The sequence below is a fragment of the Lentzea sp. NPDC059081 genome, assembly GCF_042738015.1.
Lineage (GTDB): Bacteria > Actinomycetota > Actinomycetes > Mycobacteriales > Pseudonocardiaceae > Lentzea.
In genome coordinates this window covers 205,670-228,090 of the sequence record NZ_JBHYGW010000001.1, presented here as the reverse complement: position 1 = coordinate 228,090, position 22,421 = coordinate 205,670, and the positions used below count along the sequence as shown (strand labels likewise).

23 protein-coding genes are annotated in these 22,421 nt (G+C 69.8%); 8 read left to right on the top strand and 15 right to left on the bottom strand.

Annotated elements, in window-relative coordinates:
* Window positions 1-5: 5 nt before the first annotated feature.
* Together ACFWV3_RS01090 and ACFWV3_RS01085 are read right to left on the bottom strand one after the other, a co-directional pair.
* A complete protein-coding gene (locus ACFWV3_RS01090; RefSeq protein ID WP_382406826.1) occupies window positions 6-776 on the bottom strand; it encodes a 2-keto-4-pentenoate hydratase in 771 nt (256 codons plus the stop codon).
* A complete protein-coding gene (locus ACFWV3_RS01085) occupies window positions 770-2,266 on the bottom strand; it encodes an FAD-binding protein (RefSeq protein ID WP_382406824.1) in 1,497 nt (498 codons plus the stop codon). Before ACFWV3_RS01085 ends, ACFWV3_RS01090 begins: the two co-directional genes overlap by 7 nt.
* Before the next feature lie 125 nt (window positions 2,267-2,391).
* Here ACFWV3_RS01085 and ACFWV3_RS01080 point away from each other — a divergent pair, with 125 nt between their 5' ends.
* Genes ACFWV3_RS01080 through ACFWV3_RS01060 form a run of 5 tightly spaced genes read left to right on the top strand, consistent with a single transcriptional unit; the run spans window position 2,392 to window position 7,146 of the window.
* Entirely contained in the window at window positions 2,392-3,963 is a 1,572-nt protein-coding gene (locus ACFWV3_RS01080; protein WP_382406822.1) for an FAD-dependent oxidoreductase, read from the top strand.
* On the top strand, window positions 3,960-5,099 hold the full coding sequence (locus ACFWV3_RS01075) for a Rieske 2Fe-2S domain-containing protein (protein ID WP_382406820.1): 1,140 nt from the start codon (window positions 3,960-3,962) through the stop codon (window positions 5,097-5,099). The genes ACFWV3_RS01080 and ACFWV3_RS01075 overlap by 4 nt, the downstream gene beginning before the upstream one ends.
* 29 nt (window positions 5,100-5,128) lie before the next feature.
* Window positions 5,129-5,335, top strand: coding sequence for a hypothetical protein (locus ACFWV3_RS01070; RefSeq protein WP_382408120.1), 207 nt, complete (start codon window positions 5,129-5,131; stop codon window positions 5,333-5,335).
* On the top strand, window positions 5,328-6,302 hold the full coding sequence (locus ACFWV3_RS01065) for a 2Fe-2S iron-sulfur cluster-binding protein (RefSeq protein WP_382406818.1): 975 nt from the start codon (window positions 5,328-5,330) through the stop codon (window positions 6,300-6,302). The genes ACFWV3_RS01070 and ACFWV3_RS01065 overlap by 8 nt, the downstream gene beginning before the upstream one ends.
* Before the next feature lie 10 nt (window positions 6,303-6,312).
* Complete coding sequence (locus ACFWV3_RS01060; protein ID WP_382406816.1) at window positions 6,313-7,146, top strand: MaoC/PaaZ C-terminal domain-containing protein; 834 nt, start codon at window positions 6,313-6,315, stop codon at window positions 7,144-7,146.
* Here the strand turns inward: ACFWV3_RS01060 and ACFWV3_RS01055 are convergent.
* From ACFWV3_RS01055 to ACFWV3_RS01030, 6 genes are read right to left on the bottom strand one after another with little or no spacing between them, the layout of a single operon-like run.
* Entirely contained in the window at window positions 7,126-8,268 is a 1,143-nt protein-coding gene (locus ACFWV3_RS01055) for a lipid-transfer protein (RefSeq protein ID WP_382406814.1), read from the bottom strand. The two genes, ACFWV3_RS01060 and ACFWV3_RS01055, sit on opposite strands and share 21 nt — an antisense overlap.
* Window positions 8,265-8,648 carry a MaoC family dehydratase gene (locus tag ACFWV3_RS01050; RefSeq protein WP_382406812.1) on the bottom strand — a complete coding sequence of 128 codons (384 nt, stop codon included), beginning with the start codon at window positions 8,646-8,648 and terminating at the stop codon, window positions 8,265-8,267. Before ACFWV3_RS01050 ends, ACFWV3_RS01055 begins: the two co-directional genes overlap by 4 nt.
* The gene (locus ACFWV3_RS01045) at window positions 8,635-9,525 is read right to left on the bottom strand and encodes a bifunctional MaoC family dehydratase N-terminal/OB-fold nucleic acid binding domain-containing protein (RefSeq protein WP_382406810.1); all 891 of its coding nucleotides are present in this window, start codon (window positions 9,523-9,525) and stop codon (window positions 8,635-8,637) included. The genes ACFWV3_RS01050 and ACFWV3_RS01045 overlap by 14 nt, the downstream gene beginning before the upstream one ends.
* Complete coding sequence (locus ACFWV3_RS01040) at window positions 9,522-10,649, bottom strand: acyl-CoA dehydrogenase family protein (RefSeq protein WP_382406808.1); 1,128 nt, start codon at window positions 10,647-10,649, stop codon at window positions 9,522-9,524. The genes ACFWV3_RS01045 and ACFWV3_RS01040 overlap by 4 nt, the downstream gene beginning before the upstream one ends.
* Window positions 10,639-11,601 (bottom strand): acyl-CoA dehydrogenase family protein, encoded by a 963-nt coding sequence (locus ACFWV3_RS01035; RefSeq protein ID WP_382406806.1) that lies wholly within the window; start codon window positions 11,599-11,601, stop codon window positions 10,639-10,641. The genes ACFWV3_RS01040 and ACFWV3_RS01035 overlap by 11 nt, the downstream gene beginning before the upstream one ends.
* Window positions 11,601-13,493, bottom strand: coding sequence for an acyl-CoA dehydrogenase family protein (locus ACFWV3_RS01030; protein WP_382406804.1), 1,893 nt, complete (start codon window positions 13,491-13,493; stop codon window positions 11,601-11,603). The genes ACFWV3_RS01035 and ACFWV3_RS01030 overlap by 1 nt, the downstream gene beginning before the upstream one ends.
* A 159-nt stretch (window positions 13,494-13,652) precedes the next feature.
* Between ACFWV3_RS01030 and kstR the strand changes: the two genes are divergently transcribed.
* Together kstR and ACFWV3_RS01020 are read left to right on the top strand one after the other, a co-directional pair.
* Entirely contained in the window at window positions 13,653-14,228 is a 576-nt protein-coding gene (kstR, locus tag ACFWV3_RS01025; protein ID WP_382408118.1) for a cholesterol catabolism transcriptional regulator KstR, read from the top strand.
* An 84-nt stretch (window positions 14,229-14,312) separates the two neighbouring features.
* Window positions 14,313-14,714 carry a hypothetical protein gene (locus tag ACFWV3_RS01020; protein ID WP_382406802.1) on the top strand — a complete coding sequence of 134 codons (402 nt, stop codon included), beginning with the start codon at window positions 14,313-14,315 and terminating at the stop codon, window positions 14,712-14,714.
* A 3-nt stretch (window positions 14,715-14,717) separates the two neighbouring features.
* Here ACFWV3_RS01020 and ACFWV3_RS01015 read toward each other — a convergent pair whose 3' ends face one another.
* Complete coding sequence (locus tag ACFWV3_RS01015; RefSeq protein WP_382406800.1) at window positions 14,718-14,891, bottom strand: hypothetical protein; 174 nt, start codon at window positions 14,889-14,891, stop codon at window positions 14,718-14,720.
* A 164-nt stretch (window positions 14,892-15,055) separates the two neighbouring features.
* Window positions 15,056-15,766 carry a type 1 glutamine amidotransferase domain-containing protein gene (locus ACFWV3_RS01010; protein ID WP_382406798.1) on the bottom strand — a complete coding sequence of 237 codons (711 nt, stop codon included), beginning with the start codon at window positions 15,764-15,766 and terminating at the stop codon, window positions 15,056-15,058.
* Window positions 15,767-15,897: 131 nt separating this feature from the next.
* On the opposite strand from ACFWV3_RS01010, the gene ACFWV3_RS01005 reads away from it, so the two are divergent.
* Entirely contained in the window at window positions 15,898-16,470 is a 573-nt protein-coding gene (locus ACFWV3_RS01005; protein ID WP_382406796.1) for a hypothetical protein, read from the top strand.
* Between the two features lie 66 nt (window positions 16,471-16,536).
* Here ACFWV3_RS01005 and ACFWV3_RS01000 read toward each other — a convergent pair whose 3' ends face one another.
* From ACFWV3_RS01000 to ACFWV3_RS00980, 5 genes are read right to left on the bottom strand one after another with little or no spacing between them, the layout of a single operon-like run.
* Complete coding sequence (locus tag ACFWV3_RS01000) at window positions 16,537-17,904, bottom strand: cellulose binding domain-containing protein (RefSeq protein WP_382406794.1); 1,368 nt, start codon at window positions 17,902-17,904, stop codon at window positions 16,537-16,539.
* The gene (locus tag ACFWV3_RS00995) at window positions 17,889-19,292 is read right to left on the bottom strand and encodes a beta-N-acetylhexosaminidase (RefSeq protein WP_382406792.1); all 1,404 of its coding nucleotides are present in this window, start codon (window positions 19,290-19,292) and stop codon (window positions 17,889-17,891) included. Before ACFWV3_RS00995 ends, ACFWV3_RS01000 begins: the two co-directional genes overlap by 16 nt.
* Window positions 19,289-20,110 carry a carbohydrate ABC transporter permease gene (locus ACFWV3_RS00990; RefSeq protein WP_382406790.1) on the bottom strand — a complete coding sequence of 274 codons (822 nt, stop codon included), beginning with the start codon at window positions 20,108-20,110 and terminating at the stop codon, window positions 19,289-19,291. The genes ACFWV3_RS00995 and ACFWV3_RS00990 overlap by 4 nt, the downstream gene beginning before the upstream one ends.
* Window positions 20,107-21,051, bottom strand: coding sequence for a carbohydrate ABC transporter permease (locus ACFWV3_RS00985; RefSeq protein WP_382406788.1), 945 nt, complete (start codon window positions 21,049-21,051; stop codon window positions 20,107-20,109). The genes ACFWV3_RS00990 and ACFWV3_RS00985 overlap by 4 nt, the downstream gene beginning before the upstream one ends.
* Window positions 21,048-22,286 carry an extracellular solute-binding protein gene (locus ACFWV3_RS00980; protein ID WP_382406786.1) on the bottom strand — a complete coding sequence of 413 codons (1,239 nt, stop codon included), beginning with the start codon at window positions 22,284-22,286 and terminating at the stop codon, window positions 21,048-21,050. Before ACFWV3_RS00980 ends, ACFWV3_RS00985 begins: the two co-directional genes overlap by 4 nt.
* Between the last annotated feature and the right edge of the window lie 135 nt (window positions 22,287-22,421).

Below are 22,421 nucleotides of genomic sequence, written 5' to 3'. Positions count from 1 at the left end.
CACCCCTATTCGAACTTCAGGTCGACGACACCGAGTCCGGCGAACTCGGCGTGGAACTCGTCGCCAGGTCTGGCGTCGATGGCGCGCGTGCACGACCCCGGCAGCACGATGTCGCCGGCGAGCAGCCGGACGCCGAAGCCCGCGACCTTCTCCGCGAGCCAGGCCACCGCGACCGCCGGGTCGCCCAGCACCGCGTCGCCACGTCCCTCGGCGACCACCTCGCCGTTGCGGCGCAACGTGGCCGCCACCGCGCCGATGTCCAGTTCGGACGGACGGACGCGCTCGTGACCCAGCACGAACCCGGCCGACGACGCGTTGTCCGCGATGGTGTCCTGCAGCCCGATCCGCCAGTTCTCGATCCGGCTGTCGATCAGCTCGATGGCCGGCGCGACGAACTCGGTGGCGGCCAGCACGTCCTCGACCGTGCAGCCCTCCCCCGGCAGGTCGCGGGCCAGCAGGAACGCGATCTCCACCTCGACCCGCGGGTACAGGTACGCCGACGCGTCCGCGGTGCCGTGCAGCTGCATGTCGTCGAGGAGGTGGCCGTAGTCGGGTTCGTCGACGCCCATCATCTTCTGCATCGCCAACGACGACAGGCCGACCTTGTGGCCGATCACGTCGCGGTTGCGGTGGCGGACGTTGAGCAGCTGGATCTCGTAGGCGTCCACGACGTCGATCTCCGGGTAGAGCTCGACGAGCGGCTTGATCGGCACGCGGTCGCGTTCCGCAGTCCTCAGCAGCTCGGCGGCCACTTCCCGGTTCTGCGTGGTCAGCACCTGGCCTCCCCTGTGCTTGTCGGTTGAGCGACGTGCTGTCCTGCCCGGCGGCCGGAGAACACGCAGTCGGCGAGCGCCAGACCGCTGACGTAGGACTCGGAGCACACCCCGACCGCCGACCGGCCGGCGGCGTAGAGGCCCTCGACCCCGCGCACCTGACCGGTGTCCTCGTCGACGACGAGCCCGCCGAGCGTCAGCATCGGGCAGGGATAACCGAACCCGGCGCGCACCGACACGTCGATCAGCGAATAGGGCGGCACGCCCACGGGTTCCGGCACGCCGATTCCTGCCTTCGCCGCGACCTCCTCGACGGTCGGCGCGGTGACCAGACCGCGGTCCAGCAGGTAGCGGACCTGCCAGCGCTGGAACGGCGCCGTCTGCGTCTTCACCTGCGCGCGGGCGACCCGCAGGACGTCGTCGTCAATGAGCAGCCATGCCTTGCCGCCGTGCCGGACGATCTCGTCGCCGATGGCCGCGCCGTACCGGGTGGCGTCACCGAACCGCTGCCCGTCGGCGTCGACCAGGACGCCGCGTTGCAACGCGCTGGGCGGCGTCACGAACCGCCACACCGAGATCTTGTCCATCCGGGCGGCCTGACCACCTGCGGCAACGCCGAGCTGGATCCCGCCTCCGTCGTCACCGGGCGTGCCCAGGGCGAGGCCGCCGCGGTGCAGCGGGGCGTTCTCGTGCACCAGCGGCCGGTTCGCGATGAACCCGCCGGCGGCGATGACCACACCCTTCCGCGCGGTCACCGTGAGCGGGCGGCTGAACCGCTCCAACCACGCCGCCAGCCCGAACAGCCTCCTGCCGAGCGGCGGGTAGTAGAGCCACGGCTTCGCGCCGGCCCTGGACAGCAGTCCGTGCAGCGTCTTGGGCAGCCCGGTCAGCGTGCGGCACCGGACGCCGGTGACCCGGCCGTCCGTCGTGAGCAGCCGGTCGGCGCGCGTCTGCGTCAGGACCCGCACGCCGGCACGCCGGGTGGCGTCCGCGAGCCGGGCGAAGAAGACCTTGCCCGAGGTGCCCTTCGCCCTGGTCCGGTGCCCGCGCGGCGCCGGGTCGGGCCACGCGTCCTCGCTGCCGGACTGGTAGAGGTAGAAGTCGTCGGTCGGGTACGAGGTCTTGAACGGCGCCAGGCGCGCGTCGAACGGCACGCCCTGGTCCTCCAGCCAGGCCAGCATCGTCGCGCTGTCCTCGCAGAACCGGCGCAGCGTCGCCGCCGACACCGCGTCCCGCACCTCCGTGCGCAGGTAGGCCTCCATCGCGTCGACCGAGTCGGCGACACCGGCCTCGACCTGCTGCCGCGTCCCGCCGCCCGCGTAGACGACGCCACCGGACAACGCGGTCGCGCCACCACCGGCGAACCGGTCCAGGACGACCACGGACGCACCGGCCGCCGCGGCCTCGACCGCGGCGCACGCACCGGCCGCGCCGAAGCCGACGACGACCACGTCAGCGGTGACCTCCACGCACCCCTCCTGGAACACGGTCATGGCCAGAAACAGGTTCTATGCCAGAACAGGTTATTGACGGTTCGACTTGCCTGGAACTCCTACACCATAGCGCCAAACCCGCCCGAAACTATAACCTGTTCTAGTCCGAGCATCGGGGAGGTGCGATGTACGACGTGATCGTCGTCGGCAGTGGCGCGGCAGGCATGACAGCCGCACTCTGCACCGCTCAGCACGGCCTGCGGACCCTGGTCGTCGAGAAGGCCGCGCACTACGGCGGGTCGACGGCGCGGTCCGGCGGCGGCATCTGGGTGCCGAACAACGCAGTCGTCGCGGCGAACGGCGTGCCCGACTCGGCGGAGCGGGCGAGCACCTACCTGGCGCACATCGCCCCCGAGGTGCCGGCCGAGCTGCGGGAGGCGTTCCTCGACGCGGGACCGGCGATGCTCGCCTTCGTGGTCGCGCACACGCCGCTGAGGTTCCGCTGGGTCACCGACTACGCCGACTACTACCCGGAGGCACCGGGCGGGCAGCCGCGCGGCCGGTCGGTCGAACCGCTGCCGTTCACCACGAAGCTGCTCGGCGAGGAGATCGCGGACCTCGAACCGCCGTACGTGCCCACCCCGGCCGGCATCGTGATCACCCAGACCGACTACCGCTGGCTGACGCTGATCGGCCGTCACCCGCGCGGCCTGTTCACCGCCGCCAAGGTCTTCGCCCGCCGGTTCCTGCCGGGCCGGCGGCTGACCATGGGCCAGGCCCTGGTCGCGGGCATGCGGGCCGGGCTGAAAGCGCTGAACGTCGAGGTCCGGCTCAACACCGCGATGACCGATCTCCACGTCGAGAACGGCCGGGTCGCGGGAGTGCTCGTCGACGGCGAGGTGATCACCGCGAACCACGTGGTCCTGGCCGCGGGCGGGTTCGAGAACAACGAACAGATGCGCAAACAGCACCAGGACATCGGTACCGAGTGGACGGTCGGTGCGAAGGCCAACACCGGTGACGGCATCGAGGCCGGTGTCAAGGCGGGCGCGGCCGTGGGGTTGATGGACGAGGCCTGGTGGGGCCCGTCCGTGCCGCTGCCGCTCGGACCGTACTTCCTGCTCGCGGAACGGTCGCTGCCCGGCTGCGTGCTCGTCGACAAGACCGGCCGCCGGTTCGTCAACGAGGCCGCGCCCTACATCGACGTGGTCAACGCGATGACCGGCGACACCTGGCTGGTCTTCGACCACGGCTACCGCAGCCGCTACCCGTTCTGCGGCATCCCGCCCCGCCGCCCTCTCCCCCGCCGCTGGAAGGACGCGGTGCTCACCGCCCCCAGCCTCGAGGAACTCGCCCAGGAGGCCGACCTGCCGGAGCTCATCGAGACCGTCCGGCACTTCAACACCATGACTGTGGACGGCAAGGACGTCGACTTCCACCGCGGCGACAGCGCGTACGACCGCTACTACGGCGACCCGCGCAACCACCCGAACCCCAACCTCGCACCGCTGACCACCGGGCCGTTCTACGCGGTCAAGATCGTGCCCGGCGACCTCGGCACCAAGGGCGGCCTGCGCACCGACGCCCGCGCGCGGGTGCTGCGCGAGGACGGCTCGGTCATCGAAGGCCTCTACGCCGCGGGCAACACCAGCGCGTCCGTCATGGGGCACACCTACGCGGGCGCGGGCGCCACCCTCGGACCGGCGATGACGTTCGGATATCTCGCCGGACTCGACATCACTGGAGGAACGTCATGACGCAGGACGCCGTACGCACGATCGACACCGGCGCGCCCCCGGCGCGGTTCGCGCGCGGCTGGCACTGCCTCGGTCTGGCCTCCAGCTTCCGCGACGGCAAGCCGCACGCCATCGAGGCGTTCGGCACCAAGCTCGTGGTGTTCGCGTCGGAGGACGGCAAGCTCAACGTCCTCGACGGCTACTGCCGGCACATGGGCGGCGACCTCACCCAGGGCACGATCAAGGGCGACACCATCGCCTGCCCGTTCCACGACTGGCGCTGGTCGGGCAACGGCAAGTGCGTCGACATCCCCTACGCCAAGCGGGTTCCGCTGCGGGCGCGCACTCGGTCGTGGGTCACCCTCGAAGAGAACAAGCAGCTCTTCGTGTGGAACGACCCCCAAGGCAACCCACCACCCGAGAACGTCACGATCCCGCGCATCGACGCGGCGTTCTCCACCGAGTGGAGCAACTGGACCTGGGACTCGGTGGTGATCGACGGCGCGAACTGCCGCGAGATCATCGACAACGTCGTCGACATGGCCCACTTCTTCTACATCCACTTCGCCTTCCCGACGTACTTCAAGAACGTCATGGAAGGTCACGTCGCGTCGCAGTTCCTCACCACGCGCGGACGCCCGGACGTCGCGATGGGCTCGAACTACACCGGTGACGTCGAAGTGCGGTCGGAGGCCGCGTACCACGGGCCGTCGTACATGATCGACTACCTGTGGAACGACTACAAGGGCCTGGAGATCGAGACCGTCCTGATCAACTGCCACTACCCGATCTCGCCGAACTCGTTCCGGCTGCAGTGGGGCGCGATCGTGAAGAAGCTGCCCGGTGTCGACGACGTGCACGCCGACAAGATCGCGGCGAAGTTCGCGCGCGGCATCGGCGTCGGGTTCCTGCAGGACGTGGAGATCTGGCAGAACAAGTCGCGCATCGACAACCCGTTGCTGTGCGAGGAGGACGGGCCCGTCTACCAGCTGCGGCGCTGGTACGAGCAGTTCTACGTGGACGTCGAGGACGTGAGCGACGACATGGTGCGGCGCTTCGAGTTCGAGGTCGACACGAGCCGCGCGGTCGAGGTGTGGGAGAAGGAGGTCGCGGAGAATCTCGCCCGGCGGGAGTCCCAGGAATCGGCTCTGCCGTGAACGAGCGCGACGAGTTCCTGAGCGGCGGGATGATGCCTGTCGGGTGCGACTGCGGGAACCGGGTGCTGGTCAAGAAGAACAGCCCGCAGCACACGAGCGTGCAGTGGCTCTCCGACACCCGCGACTGCCCCGAGCTGTGCGGGCGCGGCGCGGCGCTCGTGCGGACCTGCCTGAGGTTGCGCGACAGCATCGAGAAGGCCGTGCGCGACGGGACGCTGGAGGTCGCCGATGGCTGAGGTGCACCGGCTGCGGGTCGACGAGGTGATCGAGGAGACCGCCGACGCGCGCTCGTTCGTGTTGTCGGGTGCGGACTTCTCCCCGCGACCAGGCCAGTTCCTGACCGTGCGGGCTGGCGAGGTGGCACGCTGCTACTCGCTGTCCAGCGCGCCGGGCGAGCCGTTGAAGATCACCGTCAAGCGCACGCCGGACGGGTACGGGTCGCTGTGGATGTGTTCCGAGGTGCGGGCCGGCATGGAGCTCGACGTGCTGGCGCCGGCCGGGGTGTTCACGCCGTCGTCACTCGACGGGTCGCTGCTCGCCTTCGCCGCGGGCAGCGGCATCACCCCGGTCATGTCGATCATCCGGACGGTGCTGGCCGAGGGTTCCGGGCGGGTGTTCCTGTTCTACGCCAACCGGGACGAGGCTTCGGTGATCTTCGCGCGCGAGCTGGACTCCCTGGCACGCTCGTACCCGGACCGGTTGACGGTCGTGCACTGGCTGGAGTCGGTGCAGGGGTTGCCGCACGGGTTGCGGGCATTCGTCCACCCCTGCGACGAGGCCTTCGTGTGCGGACCGGCACCGTTCATGGAGGCCGTGCGCAAGGTGCTGCACGATGTTCCGGTCGTGCACATCGAGAAGTTCGTGTCGCTGTCGAGCGATCCGTTCGCCGCCGTCGAACCGGCAGTCGAACCGGCGGTCGACGACCGGCCGGACGCGGTGGTCGAGGTCTCGCTGGACGGGGAGGAGCACCGCTTCCCGTGGCCGGCCAGGACCAAGTTGCTCGACCTGTTGCTGGACAAGGGGCTCGACGCGCCGTACTCGTGCCGGGAGGGCGCGTGCAGCGCGTGCGCGTGCCGGCTGGTCGAGGGCGAGGTCAAGATGCTGAACAACGACGTGCTCGACTCCGAGGACATCGCCGACGGCATCGTGCTGGCCTGCCAGTCGGTCCCGGTCACCGACACGGTGAAGATCACTTACGAGTGAGGGGTGCTGGATGCCGATCGACCCGTCCGTCGCGATCGGGGCGGAGCTGCCCGAGGTCAAGTTCTCCTGGTCGCAGTCCGACGTGCTGCTCTACCACCTGGCGTTGGGCGCCACGGAGCTCCGGTACGTCTACGAGGACGGTCTGCGGGTGCTGCCGACGTTCGGTGTCGTCGCGCCGCGGTTCCACGAGACCGCGCCGCCTGCCGTGTCGTTCCCCGGCGTCGACATCGACCTCGCTCGCGTGCTCCACGGAACGCAGGAGATCACCGTGCACGCGCCGTTGCCCGCCGAGGGAGAGGCGGTGCTGCGGACGCGGATCTCGGACGTGTGGGACAAGGGGAAGGCGGCGGTGATCGTCCAGGAGGCGACGGCCGTGACCCCGGACGGGACCGCGCTGTTCGCGACCCGGTCCAGCATCTTCGCCCGCGGTGAGGGCGGGTTCGGCGGCGATCGCGGGCCGTCGGGCAAGGTCGAGGTGCCGGACCGCGAGCCGGACTTCGTGATCGAGACGCCGACCCTGCCGCAGCAGGCCTACCTGTACCGGTTGTGCGGGGACCGGAACCCGTTGCACGCGGATCCGGAGTTCGCTCTCCGCGCGGGGTTCGACCGCCCGATCCTGCACGGGCTGTGCACGTACGGCGTGGTGTGCAAGGCCGTGATCGACGCGGTGCTGGACGGGCCGGAGCAGGTGGCCTCGTTCGGGGCGAAGTTCGCCGGTGTGGTGTTCCCCGGCGAGACCCTGACCTCACGGGTGTGGCGGGACGGTTCCCGGCTGCTGGTGACGACTTCCGCCGGGGACCGTCCCGTTCTCGCGGACGCGGTGCTATCCCTGGCCGAGCACTAGTCCGCTGGTCGGGACACCGGTGCCGGCGGTGACCAGGACGTGCTCGACGTCCGCGACCTGGTTCACCGCGGTGCCGCGGATCTGCCGGACGCCCTCGGCGATGCCGTTCATGCCGTGCAGGTAGGCCTCGCCGAGCTGACCGCCGTGCGGGTTGAGCGGCAGCGACCCGCCCAGTTCGAGCGCGCCGGACGCGACGAAGTCCTTGGCCTCGCCCTTGCCGCAGAACCCCAGCTCCTCCAGCTGGACCAGCACGAACGGCGTGAAGTGGTCGTAGAGCACGGCCACGTCCACATCGGACGGTCCGATGCCTGACCTCCCCCACAGTCCCCGTGCCACCACGCCCATCTCGGGCAGGCCGGTGAGGTCGTCGCGGTAGTAGCTGGTCATCGTGAACTGGTCGACGCTGCTGCCCTGCGTCGCCGCCTTGACGTGCGCGGGCTTGCGGGGCAGGTCGCGGGCGCGTTCGGCCGAGGTGACGACCAGCGCCACTCCCCCGTCGCTCTCCTGGCAGCAGTCGAGGAGTCGCAGCGGCTCGGCGATCCACCGCGACGCCTGGTGGTCGTCGAGGGTGATCGGCCGGTCGTGGAACCACGCGTGCGGGTTCGTCGCCGCGTGCTTGCGGTCGATCACGGCGATCCGGCCGAAGTCCTCGGACGTCGCGCCGTACTCGTGCATGTACCGGCGGGCGAACATCGCGACCATCGCCGCCGGCGTGCCCAGCCCCATCGGATAGGACCAGCTGTTGTCGATGTTCGCGGCGGCCGCCGTCTGCACCTGGCCGAACCGGTGCCCGGACCGTTCGTTGAACGCCCGGTAGCAGACCACCACCTTCGCCGCGCCGGTCTCGACGGCCATCGCCGCCTGCTGCACGGTCGCGCACGCCGCGCCGCCGCCGTAGTGGACGCGGCTGAAGAACGTCAGCTCCGGGATGCCCAGCTCGCGTGCGACCGCGATCTCGGCGTTGGTGTCCATCGTGAAGCTGACCAGTCCGTCCACGTCGGACGGTGCGAGCCCGGCATCGTCCAGTGCCGCCCGCACGGCCTCGGCGGCCAGCTGCAGCTCGCTGCGCCCGGAGTCCTTGGAGAAGTCGGTGGCGCCGATCCCGACGATGGCGGCGTTCACGCGGGCACCTCGATCTTCACGGTTCCGGTGACGTGGTCGCCGTGGTCGGTCCTGCCGACGACCTCGATGGTCAGGTCCTGCTCCTCGCGTTCGACGACCTGGCCGAAGAACTTCAGCGTGTCGTAGGCGAAGCAGGGCGCGCCGAGCCGGACGTTGATCTGCCGCACCAACGCCTCCGGTCCCGCCCAGTCCGTCACGTACCGCTGCACGAGCCCGGTCGTGGTGAGGATGTTGATGAAGATGTCCTTGGACCCGCGCTGGACCGCGAGATCGCGGTCGTGGTGGACGTCCTGGAAGTCGCGCGTGGCCAGCGCGGTGCTGATCACGAACGTGGGCGTCGCCTCGACGTGCCACTCGGGCAGGGAGTCACCGATCCGCACGGGGCCTCCAGCTGAACATCGTCAACTCCTCGTCGACCTTCGTGAACACGACCTCGACCCGTTGCCCGACGGCGGGCTCCCCGTCCAGTTCGCCGAGCATCCGCACGCCCTCGTCCAGCTCGACCAGGGCGATGACGAACGGCGTCTGCCTGCCCGGCACCTGCGGGTGGTGGTGCACGACGTAGCTGTAGACCACGCCGTTGCCGTCCGAGACGAGGTACTTCGGCTTGGTGGCACCGCATTCCGGGCACATCGGGCCTGGCGGGTGGCGCAGCAGGCCGCAGCCGCCGCAGCGCTGGATGCGCAGCTCGCCCTGCCGGGTGCCTTCCCAGAAGTACTCGGTGTCGCGGTTGACCGACGGGCGGATGGCCTGCGCCTTCGGCGCTTCGGGCTCCGGTTCGGCCTTCTGCTGCGCCGGGCGGAACTTCAGCACCCGGAACCGCATCTCCGCCACCGGCTCGTCGCCGACGTACCAGGTGCTCCTGGTCGTGACGAACCAGCCCTCGCCCAGTCCCGTCCTCTTCGGCCCGGTCACGTCCTCCAGGCTCGTCGTCACCGACAGCTGCTCGCCCACCTTGAGGTACCGGTGGTAGGTCTGGTCGCTGTTGGTCGCGACGACGGAGGTGTACCCGGCCTCGTCGAGGATCTTCATCATCTGCCCGAGCGGGTCGTCGAGCGTGCGCTGGCCGTGCAGGCCGGCCATCGTCCACACCTGCACCATCGCCGGTGGCGCGACCCCGTCGTAGCCGGGGTGCTCGTCGCCGATCGCCTCCAGCCAGTTGTTGATCATCGGCTGGTTGACCGGGTCCCTGGCCAGCCGCGGTGCCGACTCGCCCTGTTCGGCGACGCGCGCGGCCTCCTTCTCGATGTCGGTCATCGCACCACCCTGGGCAGACCGAGGCCGATGTTCGCGATCAGCTCGCGCTGGATCTCCTGCACGCCACCGCCGAACGTCAGCACGAGGTTGCGCCGTGCCTGCACGTCGAGCCAGTGCACGAGCTCCTCCGGCGCGCCGTGCCGGCCGACCAGCTCCTCCAGCAGCCTGCCGACGCGCTGGGTGCGGTCGGCGGCGAACACCTTGGTGGCACTGGCGTCCGCGACCTCCAGCTCCCCGCTCGAGACCTGCCAGTTGAGCAGCTCGTTCACCCGCACCACGGCCCGTGCCTCCGCCAGCGCGCGACGCACGTCCGGTTCGTCGAGCAGCTTCCGCTCGGCGGCCCAGCTGTGCACGCGTTCCACCAGTGCGCCGATGCGTCCGGACGGGCCGAGCATCACGCGTTCGTGGTTGAGCTGGGTGGTGATCAGGCGCCAGCCCCTGTTCTCCTCGCCGACGAGGCGGGACGTGGGCACCCGCACGTCGTTGTAGTAGGTGGCGTTCACGTGGTGCGCGCCGTCGCACGTGATGATCGGCGTCCACGAGTAGCCGGGGTCGGTCGTGTCGACGATCAGGATCGTGATGCCCTTGTGCCGCGAGTCCGGCGCGCCCGTGCGGCAGGCCAGCCAGACGTAGTCCGCGTCGTGCCCGCCGGTGGTGAAGATCTTCTGGCCGTTGACGACGTAGTGGTCGCCGTCGAGCACCGCCTTGGTGCGCAATGCAGCCAGGTCGGTGCCCGCCTCCGGCTCGGTGTAGCCGATGGCGAAGTGGAGGTCGCCGCTGAGGATCTTCGGCAGGAAGAAGTCCTTCTGCTCCTGGGTTCCGTACGTCTGCAACGTCGGCCCGACGGTCTGCAGCGTCACGTACGGCAGCGGCACGTCCGCCCGTGCGGCCTCGTTGACGAAGATCTGCTGCTCGACCTGCCCGAACCCGTGCCCGCCGTACTCCTTCGGCCAGCCGACGCCGAGCCGTCCGTCGCGGCCGAGCCTGCGGACCAGCGCGCGGTAGGTCTCGCCGTGGCGTTCGGTGAGCATGGCCTCGCGTTCGTCGTCGGTCATGACGCCGGCGAAGTACTCGCGCAGCTCGTCCCGCAGCTCGCGCTGTTCTGCCGTCAGGTCAATGAACATCGATGGCCCCCAAGCGGTGCTCCACTCCGCCGACGAACCGCGTCAGCTCCTTGGCCGTGCCGTAGTACCGGTGCATCGGGTAGGTGATGTCGAGACCGAGGCCGCCGTGCAGGTGGTGGCACGTGTGGACGGCCGGGAGGGCTTCTGCGGCGAGCCAGTACGCGGCCGTGTCGAGGTCGTCGTCCTGCAGGCTCCAGCAGGCCGTCAACGCGGCCAGGTGCAGCGTGCGGGAGGCGATGTAGACGTCCGCGACCAGCGCCGCCGCCGTCTGGAAGGTCGCCAGCGGTTTGCCGAACTGGTGCCGGGTGCCGACGTGCTTCACGGTCAGGTCGAGAGCGCCGGCCAGCACGCCGTCCGCGACCGCGCAGGCCCCGGCGAGGGCCAGCCGGCGGATGTCCTCGTCAGCCCCTGCCAGCAGTTCACCGCGGGCGCCCTCGAACCGGACGGTTCCGTCCGCAATGGACACACCGGGTTGCGCCGGGTCGACGAGGAAGACACCGCTGTCGGTGCTCACGAGCATCCGCAGCGCCTCCGCGGCGTACGGCACGTTGATCTTCACGCCGACGACGCCGTCCGGCCCCGCCGTGGTCTGCGGCTCCGCGGGCAGCGGCCGCGACGGTTCGCTCAACGCGGCGGTCAGCACGCCGTGCTGCTCGGTCACCAGCGGCAGCACCGCGTCCTGCTGCTCCGGTGTCCCGTGCCGCACGACCGGCAGCACTCCCAGCGCGAGAGTCGCGAGCGCCGGCACGTCCGCCGCGCGCCGCCCGACCTCGGTGAGCAGCACGGCCGTCTCCAGCACGCCGAGCCCGTCGCCCCCGAGCCGTTCCGGAACGGCCAGGGCCAGCAACCCCGCCTCCCCCAGTGCCTTCCAGGGCGCGTCGCCCTCCCTGCCCAGCACGTCCGCCGCCAGCGCGGCGATCTCCCGCTGGGTCTCGTCGAGCTCGAAATCCATCAGGGCTCCCTCGGTAGACCGAGAATCCGTTCGCCGGCGAGGTTCATCAGCACCTGGGTCGTACCGCCCGCGATGCTCAGGCACCGGGTCAGCAGGAACTCGTGCACCAGGTCGTTGCTCACGGCCGCGTCCGGGCCGAGCAGGTCGACGGCGAGCTCCGCGACGTCCTGCCGTTGCCGCACGCCGACCAGCTTGCGCACGCTCGACTCCGCGCCCGGCTCCTGCCCGTCCAGCACCCGCAGGTTGGCCCGCAGGTCCAGCAGGGACACGGCGATCCCCTGGGCCACCAGCGCGCCCAGCCGTTCGTCGTGGTCGGCGGCGGCCGGGGAGTCCAGGACCCGTTCCAGGGCCTCGCCGAGCGACGACCCCATCGCGACGCGCTCGTTGGCCAGGGTCGTGCGCGCGAGCCGCCAGCCGTCGTTCACCTCGCCGACCACGCACTCGTCGGGCACGAACACGTCGTCGAGGAAGACCTCGTTGAACCGCGCGTCGCCGGTGATCTCCCGCAACGGCCGCACGTCGACGCCCTGGGACCGCATGTCGACCAGGAAGTACGTGATGCCCTTGTGCTTGGGGACGGTCGTGTCGGTGCGGGCCAGGCAGATCGCCCAGTCGGCCTGGTGGGCGAGCGACGTCCACACCTTCTGGCCGGTGAGCCGCCAGCCTCCCTCGACCTGGACGGCTTTGGTGCGCAACGACGCCAGGTCCGAGCCCGCCTCCGGTTCGCTGAAGAGCTGGCACCAGGTCAGCTCACCGCTGAGCGTCGGGCGCACGAACCGTTCCTGTTGCTCGGCAGTGCCGTGCCGGAGGATCGTCGGCCCCGCCCAGCCGCCGATGATCAGATCGGGCCTGCGCACCCCGGCTCGCGCGAACTCGCTGTCGATCACCATCTGCCGCTTGGCGTCGGCGTCCTGCCCGTACGGCTTCGGCCAGTGCGGCACGAGGAAACCGGCGTCCGCCAGGCGTTCCCGTTGGGCAACTGGGTCGAGCCCGGCGATCTCCTCCGCGAACGCCCTCACCTCGGCGTCGGACTCGACCTGGACGTGCAGCGACCGCCGCGCCCCGGCCAGCGCCAGTTCCGCCACCCGCCGGCGCCACCGCGCGACACCACCCGCGAGCTGCTGCAACGCCAACGCCCGCCGCAGGTAGCGGTGCGCGTCGTGCTCCCAGGTGAACCCGATGCCCCCGAGCACCTGGATGCAGTCCTTGGCGTTGCGGACGGCCGCGTCGAACCCGATCGCCGCCGCGACCGCCGCGGCCAGCGGATGTTCGTCCTCGCCGACCGATCGCGCCGCGTCCCACACGACCGAACCGGCGAGCTCCGCCCGGCACAGCATCTCCACGCACAGGTGCTTCACGGCCTGGAACGACCCGATGACACGCCCGAACTGCCGGCGCTGTCTCGCGTACTCCACGGCGGTGTTCAGGCACCAGGTCGCCACCCCGCTCGCCTCGGCGGCCATCAGCGTGACCGCGAGGTCCGTCGGATCGGCGACCTCCCGTCCCGCGCCGACCTGCACCGATCCCAGCGACCGCGACAGGTCGACGGAGTCCAGTTCGGTCACCTCACCGACCGGCGCGAGCCGCCACCCGTCCGCGTTCACCAGCACGTGCGTGGCCTCGGCGGCGCCGACCACGTGCCGCGACGAGAACCCGAACCCCGCCACGCCCTCGAACCCGGGGTCCAGCACGGACACCAGCGCCGTGGGCAGCACCGGTCCCGGCACCAGGTTCTCGGCCGCTCTCTCCAGCATCACCGCGAGATCGGCGACCGTGCCGCCCTCCCGCGTCACCTCGAAGAACCCGACCCGGACGAGATCCGCCCACTCGCCCTTGGCCGCGTCCACGCTGTCCCGCAACGCTCGCTGTTCCCCGGTCGTGGCGATCGGCACGCTGCCTCCTCCAGTACATGAAGAAGTTTATAGAACGTGTTCTATTTCCAGCAACAGATCATGCCCGAGAAACCGATCGAGTACTATGGGAAGGCTGCTGTAACACGTTTCAGGAGGATCAACTCCGTGTCACCTTCGAAGTCGCGCACGGACGCGCTGATGGCGGGCGAGGAACTCAGCTCCGCTGCCCAGCGCGAGCGGCGCAAGCGGATCGTCGACGCGACCATCGCGCTGGCGTCCAAGGGCGGCTTCGACGCCGTCCAGATGCGCGCCGTCGCCGACCGCGCCGACGTCGCGCTGGGCACGTTGTACCGCTACTTCCCGTCGAAGGTCCACCTGCTCGTGTCGAGCCTCGCCGTGGAGCTCGAACGCGCCCAGGAGAAGATGGACCGCACCACGGTCCCCGGCGACAGCTCCTACGAGCGCGTCCTGTTCGTCCTCGGCCGCATCACCCGCGGCCTGCAGCGCAACCCGCACCTCACCGAGGCGATGACGCGCGCGTTCACCTTCGCCGACGCCTCCGCGGGCGCCGAGATCGACCGCGTCTCGTGGCTGATGGAGAGCATGTTCACGAAGGCGATGAGCAGCGAGCCGCCGACCGACGAGCAGAAGGCCATCGCCCGCGTGATCGGCGACGTGTGGCTGTCCAACCTGGTCGCGTGGGTGACGCGGCGCGCGACGGCGACCGACGTGGCGAACCGGCTCGAGCTGACGGTGCGCCTGCTGCTCAAGTGACGCCGCCGTCGTTCCGGGGAATGACCCGCGCGTCACTCCGCCGAATGACGCAGGCGCACTGGTCCCTGCAATAGCGTCGGTCCCGTGAAGACGCTCCTCGTCATCGTCGCCGTGGTGGCCGTGGTCGGCGGTGGCACCGTCGTCCTGGTGAACAGCATGGGAGGCTGGTCGACGCTCATCGGCAAGGCCTGGGCCATCACCTACGAGGTGTCGGCACAGCCCGCCGAGACGTCGGCCGACCTGTCCTACGCCGAGTCGCCCGACCGCGACCGCTACGAGAGGCCGCGGACCGTGACGACCACGAACCCGGTGCCGTGGCAGGTGGAGGTCGTCATCAACGCCGGCGAGAAGGCGCAGGTCACCGCCACGCCCCGGGGTGACCAGGCGCTGACGTGCCGGATCCTGCTCGACGGCGTCAAAGAGCTGACCAGTGCGACGGCGGGCCCTGGTCAGCAGGTCGGCTGCGAGGTCGTCACCAACCGCTGACCGTCACTCCTGCTCCGCACCGGGTTCGAGCTGCGGTGGTTCGTCCGCCGGCATCCCCGCCAGCGTCCGGTTGATCATCTCCTGGGCGGCGGCGCCCCGTTCGCCACAGACGAGTCGCTCGCGTTCGACGAACCGCTGCACGGGTGCGGGGCTCTGCACGTCGCCCAGCCCGGACATGTCCTGGTCTTAGCCGAACCGGCACACCAGCCAGCCGCTTCACGTAGGCGCGTCGGCCTGCGTGTACGAGGGGAAGAACCCAGACGGTCTAAACGACATGCCGCAAGCTAGCCACTGCGGCGCGCGGTGGGACGGCAGGCCTGGCTCAGCCGAGCGGAGTCAGGTCAGCCGAGCAGGCCCGCGAACGTCCGGGCGAACAGGTAAGCGTCACCGGGCCAGCGCCCCGACACGTACTTCCCGTCGGTCACCACGAACGCCGGCGTGTCGTCATCCGCCGTGCCACGACGCGACAACTCGACCGGCCCGCGCTCGACCACCGCCCCGGCCGCCTCCACCTCGTCCTGCACGTAGTCGGGATACGTGCGGTAGTACCGGCCACGCCGCCACGCCGTGAGGTAGAAGGCCGAGCGCTCCATGTACTTCGGCAGACAGGTGGTGCGGCGTCCTTCCAGCACACCCGCCCGTGCCAGCACCAGCGGCCCGTGGCAGATGGCGCCGACCGGACGGTCCAGCGCCCAGAACTCGGCCACCTTGCCTTGCAGGAGCGTCGAGCCCAGGTACTGCCGCATGCCCGGTGCGTGGCCACCGGGCAGGACGAGCCCGTCGTAGTCGGTCGGCTCGATGGCCTCCCATGCGATCGGCGCGCGGTACTCGGCCGATTCCAGGAGCTGCGCGTAGAACCGCTTCGGTTCGTCCTCCGCGCCCAGCTGTCCGAAGAGGACACCGGTGAGCAGCAACGGGTCCGCCTCGGCCCGGTCGCCGCCGTGTTCGGTCGCGAAGACGACCTGGTGGCCGGCGTCGGTCAGCAGGCGCCAGGGGACGGCCACCTCGGTGACGTCGAAGTCGCGGTCGGGCAGGGGCATGAGCACGCGCACCCGCGCAATCCTGCCAGTCCCCGTGACACGGGATCGCCGGCACCTGGTCCGTTCTGGTGGATCTGGCGAACTGCCGACATACCAGGACGTTTCGCCCTACTGTTGGACTCAAACAACTTGGGGGGACTCTGGTGAGAAGAACACTGAGATCCGCGCTGGCCCTCATGGCCGCGGCCGCGACGCTGCTCGTCACCGCACGGCCCAGCCCCGCGCAGGACGAGCCGGTCGGCCTCGCCATGGAGAGACACACCGACGTCAAGTACGACCCGACCTGGATCCGCTTCCGGCCCAACCCGTACAACGGCGAGCATCTCAACACCTACCCCGGCAACGGGCACCGGACGTACTGCTACGCCGGAGGCACCGACGACGAGCGCTGGGAACTGGTGTACGACGGCTGGCAGAAGTTCGCGGGCTGGACGCACGCCTACAACCTCACCTACACGGCCTTCGACCACTGCGACCAGGTGGGCACGGAGACCGACCTGACCCTGGACGTCGCCTGGGTGCACCTCGCCCCGCACGAGGACTGGGCGTACGAACCGGTGTACCGCAGCAGCAACCTCTACGCGCTCTGCTACTACCGGGTCAGCGAGTCCTCCACCCGATGGGAGCTCGTGGTGGACCGTTCCAACGGGTATCGGGCGGGCTTCACATACGCCAGTTACCTCAACCGGGACAAGCTCAGCTGGATCCCCTGCTGACAGCACGACGAACGGACGCCCCGGAAGCTCCCGGGGCGCCCGCGCGGTCACCTCAACGCAAACGACTCACACGTTGTCGACGTGCGTGACACCGGCCGTGCGGTAGTCCTGCACGGCGGTCTTCACCTGGGCCGGGCTCAGCACCTGGTCCTTGGCGTAGTACACGTAGTCGACGTCCTGCTGGTAAGCCCGCTCGGCCGACGACCCCTGCAGCCCACCGGAGATGAACCACAGGTTGAAGTTGATCGACATCGGCGTCTCGGGGTAGTACTTGTCCCCGTGGTCCGCCACGAGCGTGCCGTCGATGTAGTACTTCACGCGGCCGTTGGCCACCTGGAAGACCAGGTCGTGCCAGCCGTTGTAGCTCTGGCGCTGCTCACCGTGGATGTTGTCGGCGACCCAGGGCTCGTTCTGGTAGGTCTCCCACGTGGTCTCGTACATGATGTTCGACGTCTCGCCCCAGCCGCCGTTGGGCAGGTACTCGAAGTCGATCTCGCCGTAGTTCGGGTCCATCGGCGCGTCGAGCGGGGTGATCGTGAAGAACGTCTCCACGACGTGGTCGCCGTCCGGGCCGAAGACCGGGGTGTCGGCGAACTTCACCCTGGCCGCGTAGGTGCCCTCGAAGAACTTGCGCTGGTGGAACAGCTCGGTCTGCTTGGCCGCGGAGCCGTTGTTCCACGAGTCGAGGCGCAGGACCTTCTGGCCGTCGACGGTCGGGAACGTCACGCGCGACGGGTCCCACACGGCGCCGCCGACGCCGGGGCCGCCGCCTCCCGAGCGGACGGTCCAGCCGCGCTGGCTGATCCGCGAGTCGCTCGAGCTGGTGTACGCGAAGTCGTCGAACATCTTGGGGCCGTTGGGGTTCGGCGGCGTCGACGAGGTCGTCGTGGTGGTCGGGCCGGTGCCGCCGGGCGCGGTGCCCCACAGCAGCGTGCCGCCGCGGTAGACGGTGATCTTGTTCCACGCCGAGTAGCTGGTGTCGGTGCGGAACGAGTAGTCGTCGGACTGGGTGATCGTGCTCCAGTTCGTGCGGTAGAAGCGCAGCTGGAGGTCACCGGTGTCGGCGCCGGGGTTCAGGGTGCCGGCGCCGGCGGTGAAGCCGACCTCCAGGTAGCGGTCGGCGGGGCCGCCGGTCAGCGTGCCGAACTGGCCGGTCACGTTGCCGCAGTTCAGGACCGCCCACGAGCAGGCGAAGCGGTACCCCACGTCCGGGGTCTCGCTCTTGAAGTAGTAGCGGACCTTGAGGTCGGACAGCGGCACGCTGGTGGTGCCGTTGTTGACCAGCTTGAGCCACGGCTCGACCTGGTCGGCCGTCGCACCGGACGCGCTGGTCCGGTACTGGGCGGTGATGGCGTCGGCGGCGAAGGCACTGGGGGCGACCGCCAGCGCGATCACGGAGACCGCCGCGCACGACGCGGCTATGAGCGCTCGCAAGATTCTCTCCTCAAATCTGCAGGGACGGACAGTTCGGCGAGCCTGGACGAGTGGAGGCGCATCCGGGTGGTGAAGCCCTCCCACTCGGGACGCTGGGACCAGAGGGTGTCGGCCAGCGCGATGAGACGGGGGAAAGCCATGTACTCCAGGTGTTCTCTGGTGCTGATGTGCTCGGTCCACAGCTGGCACTGGGCACCGAGCACGCCGTCGGGCAGCGGCACGTCGTAGACGTCGCGGGTGGTCACGACGAACCCGGGCTGGCCGGGTGGTTCGTGCGGGCCGTCCGAACGCGGGTAGTCGAGGTAGGTGGAGGTGTGCGGGGCCATCACCACCGGCTGGCCCCGGTCGAGCGCCGCGGCGGCCTGGGTCTCGTCCTTCCACGGCATCACGACGGAGCGGAGGTCGCCCGTCGGTTCCCACGCCACCGGGATCCGCCCGCGGCCGAGCAGGTGCTCGCCCGCCTGGCGGAGGAACTTGCCGTGCACGTCCGGTGGCAGCAGGCACTCGTCGCCGCCGAGGTGGACGTGCTCGTCGGGGAAGATCTCCAGCACCTCGTCCAGCACCTCGCGGATGAAACCGAGCGCGTGCAGGCCGAACGCGGCATCGCTGATGCCCCAGGTCGTCCAGACGGGCAGCGGTTCCGGGGTGATGCCGAGGTCCGGGTAGGCGGCGAGGGCCGCACGGGCGTGGCCGGGCATCTCGATCTCCGGCATGACCCGGACGCCGCGCTCGGCCCCGTACGCGACGAGGCCCTCCAGCTCGCCGCGGGTGTAGGTGCCGCCGTGCGGGGTGCCGTCGCCGTTGGTCTCGGTGCGCCAGCCGCCGACCGTGGTCAGCAACGGGTGCCTCGGCACCGGGATGCGCCAGCCCTGGTCGTCGGTGAGGTGCAGGTGCAGGACGTTGAGCTTGTGCAGGGCCATCAGGTCGATGAACCGCCGCACCACGGGCACGGGCTGGAAGTGCCGCACCACGTCGAGCATGAACCCGCGCCACGGCAGGCGCGGCACGTCCCTGATGTCGACGCCCGGCAGCGTCCAGTCCACATCGGACACCCGGCTCGACCGCAGGGCCTGCGCCGGCAGGAGCTGGCGGATGGTCTGCACGCCGTGCGCCAGACCGGTCGCCGTTCCCGCGCGGAGCATGACGCCGTGCTCGTTGACGGTGAGCGCGTAGCCCTCCGCGCCGAGCCCGACGAGCTTGGCGTCGAGGGCCATCAGGACCTGGCCCTGGTCGTTGATCGGCAACGGCAGCCCGGTGGCCGGCCGCAGCAGGCTCCTCAGCAGCCGCGCCGCCTTCTCCGCGCCGGGTGTGACCCGCACGGACGTGTCCGCGTCGAGCGTGAACCCCCTGCTGCGCCGCACGACCCTGCTCGGCAGCGGAACGATCATCCCTTCACCGCCCCTCCGACGATGCCGGTCGTCACCCGGCCCTGCAGCACGACGAAGATCAGCAGCACCGGCAGCATGAACAGCGTCGAGGCGGCCATCGTGGCGCCCCAGTCGGTGCCGAACGTGTTGTTGAACGACGACAGCCACACCGGCAGCGTGCGGTCGTCCTGGTTCTTGATGATCAGCACGTTGGCGAAGGCGAACTCGTTCCAGGCCGTGATGAACCCGAAGAGCGACGTCGCCAGCAGGCCCGGCGCGAGCAGCGGGAACACGACCTTGCGGAACGCCTGGCCGCGCGAGCAGCCGTCGACCTGCGCCGCCTCCTCCAGGTCGACCGGGATCGCCGCGAGGAACCCGCGCAGCGTCACGATCGTGAACGGCAGCGTCATCATGAAGTAGACCAGCGTGAGCATCCAGAGCGTGTCGAGCATGCCGGTGTCCCTGGCGATCACGTAGATCGGGATCAGCAGCGCCTCCCACGGCGTCATCTGCGCGACGAACACCATGAGCATGAAGGCCTTGCGCCCCTTCCACTGCAGCCGCGCGACCGCGAACGCGGCCAGCAGCGCCACGAGCAGCGCGAGCAGCACCGCGCCGCCCGCGACCAGCAGGCTGTTGCGCCAGAAGGAGAAGAACCCCTTGGCCGCGACCGCCGTGCCGAAGTGCTCGAACGTGACCGAGGCCGGGAAGAACGTCGGCGTCGCGCTCTGGATGTCCTTCGTGGGCTTGAACGCCGTGAGCAGCATCCAGTACACGGGGAACACCGAGACCACGAAGATGACGAGCGCCGCCGTGGTGCGGGAGATCCGGCCGATCATGCTTCCTGCTCCTGCCGGTAGAGCTGGCGGAAGTACGCCAGCAGCGCGAGCACGAGCAGCAGCACCATGAGCATCGACACCGCGGCGCCCAGGTCGTAGCGCTGCAACGACTGCGCGACCTGGAACGCGTAGACCGGCAACGTCGTCGTGGCCTGCCCCGGACCGCCCTGGCTGATCACCCAGATCTGCACGAACGCCTTGACGACCCAGATCACCTCGAGACACGTGATCAGGCCGAACATGGCGCGCAGCATGGGGAACGTGATGGTGGAGAACACCCGCCACGCCCCCGCGCCGTCGATGCGCGCGGCCTCGTACAGCTCCTGCGGCACGGTGATCATCGCCGCGTACAGCGACAGCGCCGCGAACGGGATCGACTGCCACACGATCAGCGTCACGAGGATGCCGAACGTCGCGTCGCCGTCGGCGAACCACGTGTAGTCGCGGTACTCCTCGAACCCCAGTGCCACGAGCGCCCAGTTCACAACCCCCAGGCGTGACTGGAACAGCCACTGGAACACCGTGGTGGCGGCGATGATCGGCGTCGCCCAGACGAGCACCAGCCCGCCCATCACGAGGAACCGCAACCACTTCCCGAGCCGGACGAGCAGCAGCGCGACGAGGGTGGACAGCACCATGATCAGCACGACGTTGACCGCGGTGAACCACAGCGTCCTGCGGACCACGGACCAGAACTCCGGGTCGGACAGCACGCGGAGGTAGTTCGCGAACCCGACGAACCTCGCGTCGCCGCGGACGAGCTGCGGCAGCCCGAACTCCTGCAGCGAGATGATCACGTTGCGCACCAGCGGGTACAGCAGCAGGTACGCGGTGGCGACCATCGTGGGCGCGATCAGCAGGTACGGCAGCACCGGCCGCCGGCGGCGTTTCGGGGCGGCCGGCGCGGTCTCCCGCACCGGCCGTTCGGCCACGAGCGTCATTTGCCGGAGTTCAACGCTTGGGTGATGACGGCGTCGGCCTTCTCGGCCGCCGCCTTCGGGTCGGTTCCGGTCAGCACGGCGGTCTGGAACTCCTTGATCGGGTTGCGCGCCTCGACCGCGCCCCAGTTCGGCGAGTTCGGGGTGGCGTGCCCGTTGGCGGCTCCGGTCGCCATCGCGGCCGTGCCGGGGTCACCGCCGACCGAGGCGGCGAGCCCCTTGCGGTTCGGCACGTAGTTCATCGCCTTCGCGAGCTCCACCTGCCACTTCTCGCCCGCCAGCGCCTTGACGACCTCGTAGGCGCCCTCCTGCCGGCTCGACGACAGCGGGATGATCAGGTCGGACCCGCCGGTGAACACCGCGCCGGGCTTGTCCGCGGTCTTGCCGGGGATCGGGAAGAAGCCGATCTTGCCGGCCAGCTCCGGGTTGGCCTTCTCGACGAGCTTGGCCGCGCCGGGCACCGCGATGAACTGCGCGACCTTGCCGCCCGCGACCACGTCGGTCTGCTGGGGCTTGGCCTCGTCGGAGTCCTTGGGGCCGTCGCCGAGCGCCTGCAGCTTCTTGTAGAAGTCCATACCCGCCAACGCCTGAGGCGTGTTCAGCGAGCCCTTCCAGCTGCCGCCGTCCTGCTTCGCGAGGTCACCGCCCTCGTCCCAGACGAAGCCGGAGAGCGTGTACCAGTTCTGGCCGGGCAGGTAGATGCCCTGCTGGTCGCCCTGGTCGAGCTTGGTCGTGGCGGTGATCCACTCGTCACGCGTCTTGGGCGGGGTGACCTGCGCTGCCTCGAACAGGTCCTTGCGGTAGATCACGACCCGGTTGGCCGCGTAGAACGGGACGCCGAACTGCTTGCCGTCCACCGCGCCGGGCTCGGACAGGCCGGGGATCCAGTCGTCGCCCTGCAGCTCGGACTTCTTCCCGGACAGGTCCGTGACGCCCTTGCTGGCCACGTACTGGGCGACCTGGGTGTTGCCGACCTCGATCACGTCGGGCGGGTCGGTGCTGGCCAGCGCGCTGGTGACCTTCTGCGTGATTCCGTTCCACTCCTGGATCTGGATCTTGACGTCGAGGTTCGCGTGCTCGCGTTCGAACTCGCTCTCGAACTTCTGGACGAAGTCGTCGGTGGCCGTGTCCTTCATCAGCCACACGGTGATCTCCTGCTTCTCATCACCCCCTCCCGCGGAGGTGCCGCAGGCGGACAGCGCGAGCGCCAGGACGAGTAAGGCAGCGGAGCGCGACACGACTCACCTCTCGCTGGGATATGACCAATTGGTCAGGTCCGTTGGGTGAGGTAGAAAGTGGCATAGACCACTTGTCAGGTCAATACCCAGGTTGGACGCACGAGAGCGCTCCCGATCTTCAACAGACTGGTTACT

Excerpts from the sequence above, each read along its gene's own strand:
- ACFWV3_RS01085 (WP_382406824.1), bottom strand. The coding sequence starts at position 2,266 with ATGACCGTGTTCCAGGAGGGGTGCGTGGAGGTCACCGCTGACGTGGTC.
- ACFWV3_RS01080 (WP_382406822.1), top strand. The coding sequence starts at position 2,392 with ATGTACGACGTGATCGTCGTCGGCAGTGGCGCGGCAGGCATGACAGCC.
- ACFWV3_RS01075 (WP_382406820.1), top strand. The coding sequence starts at position 3,960 with ATGACGCAGGACGCCGTACGCACGATCGACACCGGCGCGCCCCCGGCG.
- ACFWV3_RS01070 (WP_382408120.1), top strand. The coding sequence starts at position 5,129 with ATGATGCCTGTCGGGTGCGACTGCGGGAACCGGGTGCTGGTCAAGAAG.
- ACFWV3_RS01065 (WP_382406818.1), top strand. The coding sequence starts at position 5,328 with ATGGCTGAGGTGCACCGGCTGCGGGTCGACGAGGTGATCGAGGAGACC.
- ACFWV3_RS01060 (WP_382406816.1), top strand. The coding sequence starts at position 6,313 with ATGCCGATCGACCCGTCCGTCGCGATCGGGGCGGAGCTGCCCGAGGTC.
- ACFWV3_RS01045 (WP_382406810.1), bottom strand. The coding sequence starts at position 9,525 with ATGACCGACATCGAGAAGGAGGCCGCGCGCGTCGCCGAACAGGGCGAG.
- ACFWV3_RS01040 (WP_382406808.1), bottom strand. The coding sequence starts at position 10,649 with ATGTTCATTGACCTGACGGCAGAACAGCGCGAGCTGCGGGACGAGCTG.
- ACFWV3_RS01035 (WP_382406806.1), bottom strand. The coding sequence starts at position 11,601 with ATGGATTTCGAGCTCGACGAGACCCAGCGGGAGATCGCCGCGCTGGCG.
- kstR (WP_382408118.1), top strand. The coding sequence starts at position 13,653 with ATGGCGGGCGAGGAACTCAGCTCCGCTGCCCAGCGCGAGCGGCGCAAG.
- ACFWV3_RS01015 (WP_382406800.1), bottom strand. The coding sequence starts at position 14,891 with ATGTCCGGGCTGGGCGACGTGCAGAGCCCCGCACCCGTGCAGCGGTTC.
- ACFWV3_RS00995 (WP_382406792.1), bottom strand. The coding sequence starts at position 19,292 with ATGATCGTTCCGCTGCCGAGCAGGGTCGTGCGGCGCAGCAGGGGGTTC.
- ACFWV3_RS00990 (WP_382406790.1), bottom strand. The coding sequence starts at position 20,110 with ATGATCGGCCGGATCTCCCGCACCACGGCGGCGCTCGTCATCTTCGTG.
- ACFWV3_RS00985 (WP_382406788.1), bottom strand. The coding sequence starts at position 21,051 with ATGACGCTCGTGGCCGAACGGCCGGTGCGGGAGACCGCGCCGGCCGCC.